This is a genomic window from Burkholderia arboris (genome assembly GCF_038723655.1).
Lineage (GTDB): Bacteria > Pseudomonadota > Gammaproteobacteria > Burkholderiales > Burkholderiaceae > Burkholderia > Burkholderia arboris.
Window position 1 is genome coordinate 2,740,363 of the sequence record NZ_CP109821.1, and the last position, 15,233, is coordinate 2,755,595.

Sequence of the window (15,233 nt, forward strand, 5' to 3'; positions counted from 1 at the left end):
GAGCACGCGGTCAAGCAGGGGCGAACCCGAGGTGATCCGCCCCTTGTCGCGTGGTTGCACCGGCCGGCTGCCGGTGCATGAAGCGTCAGATCGCGAACGCGGTGTCGCGTGCGCCGGTCGTTTCTTTCAAAGCTTTCACCCACTTGCGTGCGGGCAACTTCAGCGTGTCCTCGATCAGCTTCGCGCGGGCGTCGAGCTGCGCGAACGGCACGTCGAGCGCCGGGCCCGAGAACGCGATCGCGATCCGGTTGCCGTCGTGCACTTCGGGCAGCGCGATCACGCGATGATCGAATGCCGCGTTCAGGTGCTTCATGTTGCGCACGAAGCTCGGATGATCGCCGAACAGGTTGATCGTCGCGATGCCCGCATCGGCGAGGCAGCCGCGCACCGCGCGGTAGAACGCGACGCTGTCGAGCACGGGGCCGCGCGCGGTCGCGTCGTACAGGTCGATCTGGATCGCGCCCGTCGTGCCGCGGTTGGCCGGGTCGTTGACGAAGTCCCACGCGTCGGCTTCATGCACGGCGAGGCGCGCGTCGTCCGGCGGCAGCGCGAACATCGTGCGCGCCGCGACGATCACGGCCGGGTTCAGCTCGACGGCCTCGACCTTCGCGTTCGGCAGGAACCGATGCGAGAACTTGGTCAGCGCACCGGTGCCGAGCCCGAGCTGGACGATCCGCTCGGGCGTTTCGAGGAACAGCAGCCACGCCATCATCTGCTGCGCGTATTCGAGCTCGATGTGCAGCGGCTTCGAGATCCGCATCGCGCCCTGCACCCATTCGGTGCCGAAGTGCAGGAAGCGCACGCCGCCCTCTTCGGAGAACGTAACGGGCGCGAAGCGCGGCTTGCGCGGCGCTTCGAGCACCGGCACGTCGTCGTGTTCGTCGATGTCCGGGCGGCGCTTGACGCGCGGCGGCTGGAGTTTTTCGGAGCCGTTGTACGGAGACGGCTTGCCTTGCTTGAACGCACGCGCCTCGGCGGACGCGCGCTTGATCAGTCGGGTCATGATTGAATCTCGCTGGGTGATGCTGGTTTTAGCGGACGAGAGGATAGCATTGGTGCAGGGCGGAAGCCGTGCCGCCGCCCGGTCGCGCATGACTTCGACTCCCGTTGGCGCTACGCTGCAATCGTTGATCGGAGGAGGACGCATGACCTCGAACGACAAGAAAATCTGGTTTCCGGCGAAACGCTATGGCTGGGGATGGGGGCTGCCGGTCGCGTGGCAGGGCTGGGTCGTGCTGCTGCTGTTCGTGATCGGGATCATCGCGAGCGCCTGGCTGGCGCCGCCTCGGCGATCGCCGGTCACCTACGGCGCTTGCATCGTGGTGCTGGTCGCGCTGTTGACCCTGGTGTGCTGGATCAAGGGCGAGAAGCCCGGGTGGAGATGGGGCAAGGGCAAGTGAGCGCCGGGGGCGATGGTCCCCCGCTGCCCTGGCATTCGTGCCGACATCAGCCGCGAATCTGCCGCCACTGCACGAGCTTCTGCTCGAACGACAGCATCGCATTCGCCGGGCTCGACGAAGGCAGCACGAGCGTCTCGTACCCGGCCTCGCCGATCACGTCGGCGAACCGCCCCGCCGTCTTGCCGTTGAAGCACACGCGCTTCAGCAACGGCGCATGCGCACGCAGCGAGTCGAAATCATTCGGCTTCGCATGCCGGATCGCAGAATCGAGACTGCCCTGGCGATGGCACGCGGCGAGCACGTCCCAGATGCCGATGCCGTGCGCAAGCACGCGCTCGAGCCGCGCGTCGTACGGCAGTTCGTGAAGCGTCGCCTCGCCGAGCACCGCGCCCAACAACCGCCAGAACTGGTTGCGCGGATGCGCGTAATACTGCGCGGCATCGAGCGACGCCTCGCCCGGAAAGCTGCCGAGGATCATCGTGTGCGTATCCGGCCCGACGACCGGCGGAAAACCCTGCAGCATCACGCGTCTCCGCGCGGGCCGACGGATCGGGGCCCGTCGCCGTGCGCGGCCAGATGGCGCCACAGCGCCGGCAGCATGCACTCGGTGACCATCAAGGGCTTGCCATGACGCTGGAACACCGAACGCCGCGCGGCGAACGCATGCGGCGCACGCTCACCCCGCAGCGCATGGCTCGCGAGCGCATACAACGGATGTCCCGCAATCACGCGCCGGCTGACGAGCGACGAGCGCTCGACCTGCGGATCGCTGTACAGCAGCTCCGCGAGCGGCCGCGTGCGCAGCCGCCGCATCGCCTGCCACACACCCTTGCTGGCGGCGAGCGGCGCGATGCTGTGCGCGGCAACGTACGGCGTGCCGTCGACCGACAGGATCACCTCGCGCACCCACATCGGCGCGCGCGGCGAACTGGCGAGCGCGTCCGGCTCGTCGAACCACGGACAGTCGACGGCCTCGCGCGTCACGCGCACGTTCACGTGGCCGAGCCGCGCGAGATGCGCGGTCAGCGATCCGCCGCGCGTCAGCCAGTCGCGCTGGTCGAGCGAGCAGCCAGGCCGCGGCGTCTCGCGCCAGCCGGCCTGACCGCCGTCGAATCGCATGCGTGCGTTCACGCGGCGCGCGACAGCAGCAGCGCGTTGGTCCGCTTCACGAAGCTCGCCGGATCGTCGAGCATGCCGCCTTCGGCCAGCAGCGCCTGATCGAACAGCAGATGGCACCAGTCGCCGAAATCGGCGCTGTCGGCATTCAGCTGCTTCACGAGCGCGTGATCGGGATTGATCTCGAGGATCGGCTGCATCGCCGGCGCGTTCTGGCCGGCCGCCTTCAGCATCCGCTGCAGGTAGCCGCTCATGTCGTTGTCGTCCGCGACGAGACACGACGGCGAATCGGTCAGGCGGAACGTGACGCGCACTTCCTTCACCTTGTCGCCGAGCGCTTCCTTCATCTTCTCGACGACCGGCTTGATCGCTTCGCCCGCCTGCTCCTGCGCCTTCTTCTCCTCGTCGTTCAGCTCGCCGAGATCGAGATCGCCGCGCGCGACGCTCGCGAGCGGCTTGCCGTCGAATTCCTGCAGGAACGACAGCATCCATTCGTCGACGCGGTCGGTCAGCAGCAGCACCTCGACGCCCTTCTTGCGGAACACCTCGAGATGCGGGCTGTTCTTCGCGGCCTGCCATGCGTCGGCCGTCACGTAGTAGATCTTGCTCTGCTCGGGCTTCATGCGCGACACGTAGTCGGCAAGCGACACGTCCTGCGCGTCGGTATCGCCGTGCGTCGACGCGAAGCGCAACAGCTTCGCGATGCGCTCGCGGTTCGCGTGATCTTCACCGAGGCCTTCCTTCAGCACCTGGCCGAACGCGCTCCAGAACGTCTTGTACTTCTCCTTGCCGGCATCCTCTTCCGCGTTCGCGAGCTCTTCGAGCATCGACAGCGCGCGCTTGGTCACGCCTTCGCGGATCGCCTTCACGTCGCGGCTTTCCTGCAGGATCTCGCGCGACACGTTCAGCGGCAGGTCGGCCGAATCGACGACGCCCTTCACGAAACGCAGGTATTGCGGCAGCAGCTGCTCGGCGTCGTCCATGATGAACACGCGCTTCACGTACAGCTTCAGGCCGCCGCGATAGTCGCGGTTCCACATATCGAACGGCGCATGCGACGGCACGAACAGCAGCTGCGTGTACTCGCTGCGGCCCTCGACGCGGTTATGCGTCCACGTGAGCGGATCCTGGTGATCGTGCGCGATGTGCTGGTAGAACTGCGTGTACTGCTCGTCGGTGACGTCGCTCTTCGAACGCGTCCACAGCGCGCTCGCCTGGTTGACGGTCTCGTCCTCGTCCTTCAGGACCATCTCGCCCTTTTCCTGATCCCATTCTTCCTTCTGCATCAGGATCGGCAGCGCGATGTGGTCGGAATACTTCTGGACGATCGACTGCAGGCGGTGCGACGACAGCAGCTCGTCCTCGCCTTCACGCAGGTGCAGCGTGATCGTCGTGCCGCGCTGCGCGCGCTCGATCGCGTCGATCGTGAAATCGCCCTCGCCCGCGCTTTCCCAGCGCACGGCTTCGTTCGCCGGCAGGCCCGCGCGACGCGTTTCGACGGTGATCTTGTCCGCGACGATGAAGCCCGAGTAGAAGCCGACGCCGAACTGGCCGATCAGCGCTGCATCCTTCTGCTGGTCGCCCGACAGCTTCGTGAAGAATTCCTTGGTGCCCGAACGCGCGATCGTGCCGAGGTTCGCGATCGCTTCGTCGCGGCTCATGCCGATGCCGTTGTCGTCGATCGTGATCGTGCGCGCGGCCTTGTCGTAGCCGATGCGGATGCGCAGGTTCGGATCGTTCTCGTACAGCGCGTTGTCCGCGAGCCCTTCGAAACGCAGCTTGTCGGCCGCGTCGGACGCGTTCGACACCAGTTCGCGCAGGAAGATTTCCTTGTTGCTGTAGAGCGAATGGATCATCAGGTGGAGGAGTTGCTTGACCTCTGCCTGAAAGCTCATCGTTTCATGTGCCATGGATACGGTTTCCTCTTACGTGAACGGGAATGGTGTGGCGCAGGCGCCCGGCACGCGATGCCGGCGGCGGTCCCGTCGGGGACGACCGCCTGACGCCAGCGGTTTGCGCGCGTATCTGGGGACGGCGCGCGGGATTTCAAGACGCGGCGTGCGGCGCCGCGTCACGACGCGCGCCGCACCGCCGAGTCGATATAGCCTGCCAGCAGCCCCGGCAGCGCCGGATCGCCGCAGTTCGCGACATTGAAGCGCATCCACGTCGACGGCGATTGCTGCGGCGAGAACAGGCTGCCCGGCGTCAGCAGGAAGCCGGCCTCGTGCGCGACCGCCGCGAGCGCGTCCGAATCGACGCCCGTGTCGGCCCACAGGAACATCCCGGCCGCCGGCATCGTGAACAGCCCGAGCCCGGTGCGCTCGAGCATCCGCGCGGTCTTGTCGCGCACGCCGTCAAGCCGCGCGCGCAACCGCTCGACGTGACGCCGGTAATGCCCTTCGGTCAGGATCTTGTACAGCACGCGCTCGTTGAGTTCGGGCGTCGTCATCCCGACCAGCATCTTCTGGTCGGTGACGGCCTTCGCGATCTCCGGCGCGCACGCGACATAGCCGACCCGCAGGTTCGCCGCGAGCGTCTTCGAATAGCTGCCGAGATAAATCACGCGCTTCAGCTGGTCGAGGCTCGCGAGGCGCGTCGCCGGATAGCTCGGCGGGCACAGGTCGCCGTACACGTCGTCCTCGACGACGAGGAAGTCGTACGCTTCCGCGAGCTTCAGGATCCGGAACGCCTGCGCGGCCGACAGCGACGTGCCGGTCGGGTTCTGCAGCACCGAGTTGATCACGAGCATCTTCGGCCGCCACATCTGCACCAGCGTTTCGAGCGCGTCGAGATCGGGGCCGTCCGGCGTGTACGGCATCCCGACGAGCTGCGCGCCCTGCGCCGCGAAGCGGCCGAACATCTGGAACCAGGCGGGATCGCCGACGATCACCGCGTCGCCGGGCCGCATGTAGATCCGCGAAATCAGGTCGATCGCCTGCGTAATCCCCGATACGAGCACGATCTGTTCGGGCTTCGCGCCGATCTCGACTTCGGCGAGGCGCGTCTGCAGTTGCTGGCGCAGCGGCAGGAAGCCCTGCGCGGTGCCGAAGCCGAGCATCTGCGCGCCCGACTGGCGCCCGAGCGCGCGCAGCGCGCCGGTGATCAGCTCGCCGTCGAGCCAGCGGCCCGGCAGGTAGCCGAGGCCGGGGCCCTTCTCCGGGCTGACGGTGTGCAGCATGTTGCGCAGCAGCCAGACGACGTCGATCGTGTTGTGCACGGGCGCGGCCTCGGCCACGCGTGCGACGCTGTCGGCCGGCTGCGGGCCGGCGGCCGTGCGCTCGCGCACGTAGAAGCCCGAGCCGCGCCGCGAGTCGAGGTAACCCTGCGCGACGAGGCGCTCGTATGCCTCGACGACGGTGAAGCGCGACACGCTCTTGTCGAGCGCGAGCTTGCGGATCGACGGCATCCGCATGCCGGGACGGAACACGCGTTCGTCGATGCGCCGCCGCGCCCACTGGACCAGCTGGTCGACGAGCGTGAGCGTGGCCGTGTCGTGCGGCACGGGAATCTGGGCAAGTGGGACGGTGGACATGAGCGGCAGCTCCAACTGTACCGAAGGCTATCGCGCCGATTGTACCGTTACTGTGCCGGTAGCGACGATTACAGTTGACCGGAATGGCGATCGTGCGGCCGCCGTTCCGGCCCCGCCGCACCTGGCGCTGCGCCCGCCGGCCCGCTTCGCGGCCGGTGCGCCGGCCGGTCCGGCCCCCGCCCGGCACCTCGTCCGCCTACCATGACACTTTCGCTTCCCGACCGACGCTCATGCCAGCCCGCTCCCTGACACTCGACCATCTCGTGATCGCCGCGCGCACGCTCGACGAAGGCGTGCGCCATGTCGCCGACGCACTCGGCATCGAACCGGCCGGCGGCGGCCGCCACCCGCTGATGCGGACCCACAATGCGCTGTTCGGCGCGTGGGGCGGGCTTTACCTCGAAGTGATCGCGATCGACCCCGACGCACCGGCGCCGGATGACGGCGCAAAGCCGCCGCGCGCGCGGATGTTCGGTCTCGACGATCCGGCGATGCACGCACGGCTTGCGAAGGGGCCGTTTCTCGCGCACTGGGTCGCTCGCGTCGACCGGCCGCGCCAGCTTGCGCTGTGGCAGAGCCAGTACCCGGACCGCATCGCCCCCGTGGTCGCCATGCAACGCGGCGAGCTGAACTGGGGCCTCACGGTGCCGGACGACGGCAGCTTCCCCGCGTGGCAGGGCTCGGGCGACGGCGTTGCGCCGTCGCTGATCCAGTGGGCCAGCGTGCGCCACCCGGCCGAATCGCTGCCGGGCGACGCTATCGCGCTGAAGGCGCTCAAGGGCACCCACCCGCACGCGGACACGATCCGCGAGCAGCTCGACTGGCTCGGCGCCGCCCACCTGCTCGACCTCGAATCCACCGACGGCCCGCCGGCGCTCGTCGCCGAATTCGATACGCCGCAGGGTGCGCGCACGCTGCGCTGACCGCCCTGCCGCTTGCCCGATTACAACGACCCTGCAATATGGAGACACCTGCAACATGAATTCGCGCGAAACCCGGGGCATGCTGCTCGGCCTGATCGGCGTGATGATCTTCAGCCTGACGCTGCCGATGACGCGAATCGTCGTGTCCGAACTCAACCCGCTGCTCAACGGGCTCGGCCGCGCACTCGCCGCCGCCGTGCCGGCCGGCCTGCTGCTGTGGTGGCGCCGCGAGGCGCTGCCGACCCGCGCGCAGCTGAAAAGCCTCGCGATCACGTCGGCCGGCGTGATCATCGCGTATCCGGTGTTCTCCGCGTGGGCGATGAAATCGGTACCGGCGTCGCACGGCGCGGTCGTCAACGGGCTGCAACCCTTGTTCGTCGCGCTGTACGCGGCGTGGCTGTCGCACGAGCGGCCGTCGAAGGCGTTCTGGGCCAGCGCGGTCGCAGGCAGCGCGCTCGTGATCGCGTTCGCGCTGCGCGACGGCGGCGGCACCGTGCAGGCCGGCGACGCGCTGATGCTCGTCGCGGTCGGCATCGGCGCGCTCGGCTATGCGGAAGGCGCGCGCCTCGCACGCCAGATCGGCGGCTGGCAGGTGATCTGCTGGGCGCTCGTCGTGTCGGCGCCGTTCCTCGTGCTGCCGGTCGGCTGGCTCGCGTGGATGCAGCATGCCGCGCATCCGGGCCCGCTCGCGCTGCGCACGTGGCTCGCGTTCGGCTACGTGACCCTGTTTTCGCAATTCATCGGCTTTTTCGCGTGGTACGCGGGGCTCGCAATGGGCGGCATCGCGCGCGTCGGCCAGGTGCAACTGCTGCAGATTTTCTTCACGATCGCCTTTTCCGCGCTGCTGTTCGGCGAAACGGTCACGTCGTCGACGTGGCTGTTCGCGGCTGCCGTGATCGCCACCGTCGTGCTCGGGCGCCGCTCGGCGGTCGCCACGGCCGCGCGCCCCGCTCGCGCCGGTTGATGAGGTGCGCCATAATGATTGTTTTGCCTGATCGGTTTTGCCCACCCGGCCGCGAAGGCTCGATCGCGTTCACGCCTGCCCACCCGGCAGCGTCGAAGCGATGCGCCCGAACGACCTTTCTTGACTGACCACGATATCCGAACGAGGAGACTATGAATCCGAGCGACCTGCACCCGCCGCACTGGCAGCTTTCCGAACGCGCCCGCAAGCTGACGAGCTCTGCGATCCGCGAGATCCTGAAGGTCACGGAACGCCCCGAGGTCATCTCGTTCGCCGGCGGCCTGCCTGCCCCCGCGACGTTCCCGGCCGAGCGCATGCGCGCCGCCGCCGATCGCGTGTTGCGCGACGCGCCGGCCGCCGCGCTCCAGTACAGCGCGACCGAAGGCTACCTGCCGCTGCGCGAGTGGATCGCCGAGCGCTACAGCGTGCGCGTGTCGCAGGTGCTGATCACGACCGGCTCGCAGCAGGCGCTCGACCTGCTCGGCAAGGCGCTCGTCGATCCGGACAGCCCGATCCTCGTCGAAACGCCGACCTACCTCGGCGCGCTGCAATCGTTCTCGCTGTACGAGCCGCGCTACGTGCAGGTGCCGACCGACGAACAGGGCCTGCTGCCGGAAGGCCTGACCCCCGAACTCACGCAAGGCGCGCGGCTGCTGTACGCGCAGCCGAACTTCCAGAACCCGACCGGCCGCCGCCTGCCCGTCGAGCGCCGCCGCGCGCTCGCCGCGTTCGCGCAGTCGAGCCCGTTCCCGGTGCTGGAAGACGATCCGTACGGCGCGCTGAACTACCGTGGCGAACCGCTGCCGACGATGCTGTCGATGGCGCCCGACCACATCGTGCACCTCGGCACGTTCTCGAAGGTGCTCGCGCCGGGCCTGCGGATCGGCTACATCATTGCGCCGGAGGAACTCCACTTCAAGCTCGTGCAGGCCAAGCAGGCCACCGACCTGCACACGCCGACGCTCACGCAGCGCATCGCGCACGAAGTGATCAAGGACGGCTTCCTCGACGAGCACATCCCGACGATCCGCGAGCTGTACAGCGCGCAGTGCGACGCGATGCTCGGCGCGCTCGAGCGCCACATGCCGGAAGGCGTCACGTGGAACCGCCCGGAAGGCGGGATGTTCATCTGGGTGAACCTGCCCGGGCAAATCGACAGCATGAAGCTGCTCGCCGCCGCCGTCGACGATCACGTCGCCTTCGTGCCGGGCGCGCCGTTCTTCGCGGACAACGCGCAGCAGAACACGCTGCGCCTGTCGTTCGTGACGGTGCCGCCCGAGAAGATCGAGGAAGGCGTCGCGCGCCTCGGCAAGCTGCTGCGCGAACGTCTCTGATCCCCTTTTTCCTGTCACGACTCTCTACGAGGAATCGAACGCATGGCTAACGTCTACGACAAACTGAAGTCGCTCGGCATCGAGCTCCCGACCGCCGGCGCCCCGGCTGCCGCCTACGTGATGAGCGCGCAAAGCGGCAACACGGTGTACCTGTCGGGCCACATCGCGAAGAAGGACGGCAAGGTCTGGGCCGGCAAGCTCGGCGCGGATCTGCAGACGGAAGACGGCAAGGCGGCCGCCCGCTCGATCGCGATCGACCTGCTCGCGACGCTGCACGCGCACACCGGCGACCTGAACAAGGTCACGCGCATCGTGAAGCTGATGAGCCTCGTCAATTCGACGCTCGACTTCACCGAACAGCACGTCGTGACGAACGGCGCGTCGGAGCTGATCGCGGAAGTGTTCGGCGATGCAGGCAAGCACGCTCGCTCGGCCTTCGGCGTCGCACAGATCCCGCTCGGCGCGTGCGTCGAGATCGAACTGATCGCCGAAGTTGCCTGACACGCGCAGCGCGATGCCTGGCCGTCTCGTCCGCTTCAAGCAGGTCGACGTGTTCTCGTCGGTGCCGTTCAAGGGTAATCCGCTTGCCGTGGTGTTCGACGCCGATTCGCTCGGCGACGACGCCATGCTCGAGATCGCCCGCTGGACGAACCTGTCGGAAACGACCTTCCTTTGCACGCCGACCGATCCGGAAGCCGACTACCGCGTCCGGATCTTCACGACGGGCGGCGAACTGCCGTTCGCCGGCCACCCGACGCTCGGCACCGCGCATGCGTTCCTCGAAAGCGGCGCGCGGCCGCGCACGCCGGGCCGGCTGATCCAGCAGTGCGGGGTCGGCCGGGTCGCGCTGCGCGAGCAGGCCGACGGCTGGGCATTCGCCGCGCCGCCGGCACGCGTCACGCCGCTCGACCGCTCGGACTACGCGGCGCTGGCCGCCGCGCTGCGCAGCGACGCGCTCGACCTCGAGGCCGAGCCGTGCGCGGTCGACAACGGCGCACCGTGGCTGGTCGTGCGGCTGAAGTCGGCCGAAGCGTGCATCGGCCTGTCGCCCGATCCGGTCGCGCTGGAGGCGCTGACCCGGCGCTACGGCGTGGACGGCCTCGCCGCCTACGCACCGCACGCCGAAGGCGGCCCCGCGACGTTCGAGATCCGCTGCCTGATGACGGGCGGCAAGTTCGGCACCCCGGGCGAGGATCCCGTCACCGGCAGCGCAAACGCCGCGCTGGCCGGGCTGCTGACGCGGCAGGAGCGCCGCCCCGGCCCGTCGTATACGGCCCGCCAGGGCACGGCGATCGGCCGCGACGGCCGCATCTTCGTCAGCTACGACGAAGACGGCACGACCTGGATCGGCGGCCATGTCGTGACGGTCGTCGACGGCACGTTCCGGTCACCTGATTGACATTCCGCGATGTGCGATGGCGCCGGCTCGTCCGGCGCCCCTACGCTTCGCCCAACTATCGCAAAAACGCTCCAACCAGTAATATCGGGCCTAATCCGTTGTTTCGGACGTCTGTCCATGGTTGCGCATCCTGCGAACGAACAGACGCCGGGATAACCCCAACCCAAGCCCGCCATCCAGACGGATGGCGCACGCGAGCAGGACGCCACCCGCTTCGATGAGCTCTGCCCGGTCCAACCACACGCCGCCGACCCGGCCGCTACGCGCGCCGCGCAAATCGCGCCGGCGTGCGCTATTTGCGATCCCGTTGCTCGGGATGCTGGCGCTCGCGCTGCTGTGGGCCGTGATCATCGCGCGGCTGTCGGTGGAAAAGGACAGCGCCTACAAGGAAGCGGCGGCTTCCGCGGCCATCCTCTCTTCGGCGCTCGAGCAGCATACGGTCAAGGCGATCCACCAGGTCGACCAGATCACCCGCTTCGTCAAGTTCGAGTTCGAGAAGTCGCCCGGGCGCTTCAATCTCGCGAGCGCCGTCGAAAAAGGCGTCGTGCCGAGCGACACGCTGATCCAGGTGTCGCTGGTCAACGCGAAGGGCATCCTGTTCGCGAACACGGCCGAGCTTCATCCGCAGCCGATCAACCTGTCCGACCGCGAGCACTTCAAGGTCCACCTCGCGCACAACGACGACCGCCTCTTCATCAGCAAACCCGTGCTCGGCCGCGTGTCGAGCCACTGGACGCTGCAGATGACGCGGCGCCTGAACAACCCGGACGGCAGTTTCGCGGGCATCGTCGTGGTGTCGGAAGACCCGAGCTACTTCACGAACGACTTCTACAACAACGCGGCGATCGGCAAGGAAGGCGTGATCGCGGTGGTATCCGACACGGGCACGGTGCTCGCGCGGCGCACGGGCTCGCTGAACAACGCGCCGGGCGCGTTTTCGGCATCGGGCGTCTACCCGATCGCCGAGCGCGTGACGGGCACGATCATCGACCCGATCGACGGCGTGACGCGCATCGTGTCGTACCGCCACCTCGACGGCTACCCGCTCGCGGTGATGGTCGGGCTGTCGCAGACGGAAGAGTTCGCGGACTACTACCACACCCGCAACGTCTACCTGCTGATGACGAGCTTCATCACGCTCGCGATGCTCGCGTTCTTTGGCGTCGCGACGGGCCTGATCGGCAAGCTGCTCGGCCGCGAGCGCGAGATGACGCAACTCGCCGAATACGACCTGCTCACCGGCCTCGCGAACCGCTATGCGACGCTGCGCGGGCTGCGCAACGACGTGTCGATGCCGACGAGCCTGTCGCGGCTCGGGCTGCTGTTCATCGACCTCGACAACTTCAAGACCGTCAACGACACCCTCGGCCACAATGCCGGCGACATCGTGCTGCAAATGACCGCGTCGCGTCTGGCCGATGCAGTCGGCGACGAAGGCTCGCTTGCGCGCATCGGCGGCGACGAGTTCGTCGTCGTGATGAAGGGCGACGACGTCGAGCGGCGCGCGGTGCGGCTCGCGGAAGCGATCATCCGGATGTTCGCCGAGCCGTTCGACGTGCGCGGCAGTTCGTTCGTGCTGCATGCGAGCATCGGCATCGCACTGCACACCGTCGCGAACGAAAGCGAGATCGACCTGCTGAAGAAGGCCGACCTCGCGATGTACAGCGCGAAGGACGCCGGCAAGAACTGCTACCAGTTCTATGCGCCGCACCTGTCGCACCGTGCCGATCACCTGATGCGCTGGGAACAGCAATTGCGCGTCGCGCTCGCCGAGGGGCAGCTGTTCCTCGCGTACCAGCCGAAGATCGACCTCACCCACCGTTACATCACCGGCTTCGAGGCGCTCGCACGCTGGGATCATCCCGAGCACGGGATCATCTCCGCGAACGAATTCATTTCGATTGCCGAATCGACCGGCCTGATCGTGCCGATCGGCGACTTCGTGATCCGCACCGCGTGCGAGCAGATCGCGCGCTGGCGCGACGAGGGCCACGACACGCTGACGCTCGCGGTCAACATCTCGCCCGTGCAGTTCTGGCGCGGCGACCTGATCGAAACGATCTCGCGCACGCTGCAGGAAACCGGCATCGACGCGAACCGGCTCGAACTCGAGATCACCGAGACCGCGATGATGGAATATCCGGAGCTCGTGTCCGAGAAAATCGTCGCGTTGAAGAAACTCGGCATCCGCATCGCGCTCGACGATTTCGGCACCGGCTACTCGTCGCTGTCGTACCTGCACCGCTTCTCCGTCGACACGCTGAAGGTCGACCGCTCGTTCGTGCAGGCCATCCCGAACGATCGCAGCGTGTGCGTGATGGTGTCGTCGATCGTGCATCTCGCACGCTCGCTCGGCCTGACCGTCGTCGTCGAAGGCACGGAAACCGAGGAGCAGATCACGTGGCTGTCCGCGCTCGGCGAGATCGAGGCGCAGGGCTTCCTGTTCTCGCGCCCGGTGCCGGCCGATGCGATCCCCGCGCTGATCGCGCGCTTCGGCGTGCGCGGCGACCATCCGAACGTCATCGCGCATCGCGCGACCGGCAGCACGGGCGCCTGAGCGGCGCTACCGCTGCAACTGCGGCGCACGTTGCGCACCGCCGCAATTGTTTCGTTTTTCGATCCGATCGTTTAGTTCATTAACTAGCGTTTTCGCGCATGGCAGTGTCATGATGCGCGGCGGACAATCGGGAGGGCCTACGTGTCGGCGGGCCGCCGGCATGGCCCTACGCGAGAGATCCGGCCCTGCGCCAACAACACAATCATGACCACCGTCGAAGTCGAAGCGACCGCCCGTGTCGAAGAGGCACAGGCATCCCTGTGGGCCTTGTTCAAGGTCATTGCCGGCATTTCTGCGGTCTCATGGGGCGGGCTTTCGATGATGGCGCAGCTCGAACGCCACTACGTGGAGCGGCTGCAACGCATCGAGCCGCACGTCTTCGGCGATCTCGTCGCGCTCGCCTGGCTCGTGCCGGGCCCGGTCGGCTGCAATGTTGCCGTGCAGGTCGGCCAGACGCTGCATGGCCGCGCCGGCGCGTGGGTTGCCGGCATCGCGAGCGTGCTGCCGTTCTCGATCCTGATGACGCTGTTCGCGGTCTTCTATCAGACACCGCTCGTGCGCTCGCTTGCCGCGCCGATGCTGATCAATCACTTCGGGATGGTGCTCGCCGCGCTGATCGGCGTCACGTGGGTCAAACAGTTGCGCTCGCTCGCACGGACGCGGCTTGAACAGACGATCGCCGCGCTGTCGACGATTCTGCTCGCTTTCGCACATAGTCCGGCCGCTTTCGTCGGGATTCTGTTCGCTGCGTTTGCAGCGGGCTGGCTGACGGGGCCGTCGCAACGCGATGCAGTCGATTTCACGCTGTCGAAGCGCGACCGCAACCTGCTCGTGTTGCTCGGCGTGCTCGTCGTGCTGTTCGCAGTGCCGCTGCCCGGCGATTACCAGGCGCAGTTGCTGTGGCCGCGCCTCGCGGGCGCCGGGATGACGCTGTTCGGCGGCGGCTTTTCCGCGCTGCCGGTGCTCAAGACGCTGTTCGTCTCGCCGGCGACGGGCATCTCCGATCACGACTTCACGCTGGCGTTCGCGCTGTCGCCCGTGGCACCGGGGCCGCTGCTGAACGTCGTGCCGTTTCTCGGTTACCTGACCGACGGCTGGGTCGGCGCCCTGCTCGCCACGGCCGCGCTGTTCATTCCGTCGGGATGTCTCGTCGTGTTTGCGCAGAACCACCTGTTCCGGCTCAAGCGCCATGCGCGCTTCGAGCACGGGATGCGCCTGCTGCGCGCGGCGACGACGGGCTTTCTCGTCGTCGCCGTCGTGAAGATCCTGCATCGCGAGCCGGCCGACCCCGTTTACTGGCTGACGGGCGCCTTCGCGACGCTGTGCTTCACGCGCTTCAAGGTGCCCGTCTATGCCGTCTACGGTGCGGTCGCCGTCGGGTGCAGCGTGTGGCTGTGGGCCGCCGCGCGCTGACGGGCGACGGCCTCGTCGCCCTGCCCGGCTCAATCCGCCCCGACCGCCCTCAACCGGCCTGCACCGCGACCCGGCGCGCCATCCAGCGGGCACGCAGCGCGTCGTAGGCGAGGTTGAAGCCGAACGTGTAAGGCAGGAAGAACAGCACGATGCCGAGGTCGAGCAGCAGCGCCTCGACGAGGCTCACGTTCAGCCACCACGCGGCAACCGGCACCACCATCGCGACGAGGCCAAGCTCGAACATGACCGCGTGCGCGATCCGCATGCCGAGCGTGCGCTTCAGTCCCGCCCGCCGCTCGAAGCGGTCGAACAGCGTGTTGAACGCCATGTTCCACGCCATCGCGATCAGCGACACCATCACCGTCAGCACGCCGACGTGCGACACCGGCATGTCGAGCAGCCACGCGCCGATCGGTGCGCACAGCGCGATTGCGACCAGCTCGAACGTCAGCGCATGCAGCAGCCGTTCCGTCACCGTTTTGTTCATCTGTTTCATGATGCTCTCCCATCCGTTGCTTGATTCATGTCGGCCATTTTGATCGGCGATACCGTATGAATCCAGTTTGTTATCATCGGTTTTACCGATATAACAGAG

The 15,233-nt window shown here is 67.5% G+C and carries 14 protein-coding genes; 8 read left to right on the forward strand and 6 right to left on the reverse strand.

What is annotated here, in order from left to right:
• Positions 1-85 precede the first annotated feature (85 nt).
• Positions 86-1,003 carry a hypothetical protein gene (locus tag OHZ10_RS12850; protein ID WP_059233527.1) on the reverse strand — a complete coding sequence of 306 codons (918 nt, stop codon included), beginning with the start codon at positions 1,001-1,003 and terminating at the stop codon, positions 86-88.
• A 142-nt stretch (positions 1,004-1,145) separates the two neighbouring features.
• On the opposite strand from OHZ10_RS12850, the gene OHZ10_RS12855 reads away from it, so the two are divergent.
• Positions 1,146-1,400: a hypothetical protein gene (locus OHZ10_RS12855; protein WP_059233526.1), complete on the forward strand. Its 255-nt coding sequence runs from the start codon at positions 1,146-1,148 to the stop codon at positions 1,398-1,400.
• A 46-nt stretch (positions 1,401-1,446) separates the two neighbouring features.
• On the opposite strand, the gene OHZ10_RS12860 is transcribed toward OHZ10_RS12855, so the two are convergent.
• The 4 genes from OHZ10_RS12860 to OHZ10_RS12875 all read right to left on the reverse strand — a co-directional run bounded on the left by OHZ10_RS12860 (position 1,447) and on the right by OHZ10_RS12875 (position 6,048).
• Complete coding sequence (locus OHZ10_RS12860) at positions 1,447-1,923, reverse strand: DNA-deoxyinosine glycosylase (protein ID WP_174992923.1); 477 nt, start codon at positions 1,921-1,923, stop codon at positions 1,447-1,449.
• Positions 1,923-2,519 (reverse strand): chorismate--pyruvate lyase family protein, encoded by a 597-nt coding sequence (locus tag OHZ10_RS12865; RefSeq protein WP_174992924.1) that lies wholly within the window; start codon positions 2,517-2,519, stop codon positions 1,923-1,925. Before OHZ10_RS12865 ends, OHZ10_RS12860 begins: the two co-directional genes overlap by 1 nt.
• Positions 2,520-2,527: 8 nt before the next feature.
• Positions 2,528-4,426: a molecular chaperone HtpG gene (htpG, locus tag OHZ10_RS12870; protein WP_174992925.1), complete on the reverse strand. Its 1,899-nt coding sequence runs from the start codon at positions 4,424-4,426 to the stop codon at positions 2,528-2,530.
• Between the two features lie 161 nt (positions 4,427-4,587).
• Positions 4,588-6,048, reverse strand: a complete 1,461-nt coding sequence (locus tag OHZ10_RS12875) for a PLP-dependent aminotransferase family protein (protein WP_124452912.1) — start codon at positions 6,046-6,048, stop codon at positions 4,588-4,590.
• A 230-nt stretch (positions 6,049-6,278) separates the two neighbouring features.
• On the opposite strand from OHZ10_RS12875, the gene OHZ10_RS12880 reads away from it, so the two are divergent.
• From OHZ10_RS12880 to OHZ10_RS12910, 7 genes are all read left to right on the forward strand, one after another.
• Positions 6,279-6,971 carry a VOC family protein gene (locus OHZ10_RS12880; RefSeq protein ID WP_342702680.1) on the forward strand — a complete coding sequence of 231 codons (693 nt, stop codon included), beginning with the start codon at positions 6,279-6,281 and terminating at the stop codon, positions 6,969-6,971.
• A 55-nt stretch (positions 6,972-7,026) separates the two neighbouring features.
• Positions 7,027-7,935, forward strand: a complete 909-nt coding sequence (locus OHZ10_RS12885) for a DMT family transporter (protein WP_059233522.1) — start codon at positions 7,027-7,029, stop codon at positions 7,933-7,935.
• A gap of 152 nt (positions 7,936-8,087) precedes the next feature.
• A complete protein-coding gene (locus OHZ10_RS12890) occupies positions 8,088-9,269 on the forward strand; it encodes a PLP-dependent aminotransferase family protein (protein ID WP_059233521.1) in 1,182 nt (393 codons plus the stop codon).
• A 42-nt stretch (positions 9,270-9,311) separates the two neighbouring features.
• Positions 9,312-9,770, forward strand: coding sequence for a RidA family protein (locus tag OHZ10_RS12895; protein ID WP_006478174.1), 459 nt, complete (start codon positions 9,312-9,314; stop codon positions 9,768-9,770).
• A 13-nt stretch (positions 9,771-9,783) separates the two neighbouring features.
• Positions 9,784-10,668, forward strand: a complete 885-nt coding sequence (locus OHZ10_RS12900; protein WP_059233520.1) for a PhzF family phenazine biosynthesis protein — start codon at positions 9,784-9,786, stop codon at positions 10,666-10,668.
• Positions 10,669-10,885: 217 nt separating this feature from the next.
• The gene (locus tag OHZ10_RS12905) at positions 10,886-13,225 is read left to right on the forward strand and encodes a bifunctional diguanylate cyclase/phosphodiesterase (RefSeq protein ID WP_059233519.1); all 2,340 of its coding nucleotides are present in this window, start codon (positions 10,886-10,888) and stop codon (positions 13,223-13,225) included.
• 204 nt (positions 13,226-13,429) lie between these two features.
• Entirely contained in the window at positions 13,430-14,638 is a 1,209-nt protein-coding gene (locus OHZ10_RS12910; RefSeq protein WP_059233518.1) for a chromate transporter, read from the forward strand.
• A gap of 49 nt (positions 14,639-14,687) precedes the next feature.
• Here OHZ10_RS12910 and OHZ10_RS12915 read toward each other — a convergent pair whose 3' ends face one another.
• A complete protein-coding gene (locus OHZ10_RS12915; protein WP_059233517.1) occupies positions 14,688-15,134 on the reverse strand; it encodes a multidrug/biocide efflux PACE transporter in 447 nt (148 codons plus the stop codon).
• Between the last annotated feature and the right edge of the window lie 99 nt (positions 15,135-15,233).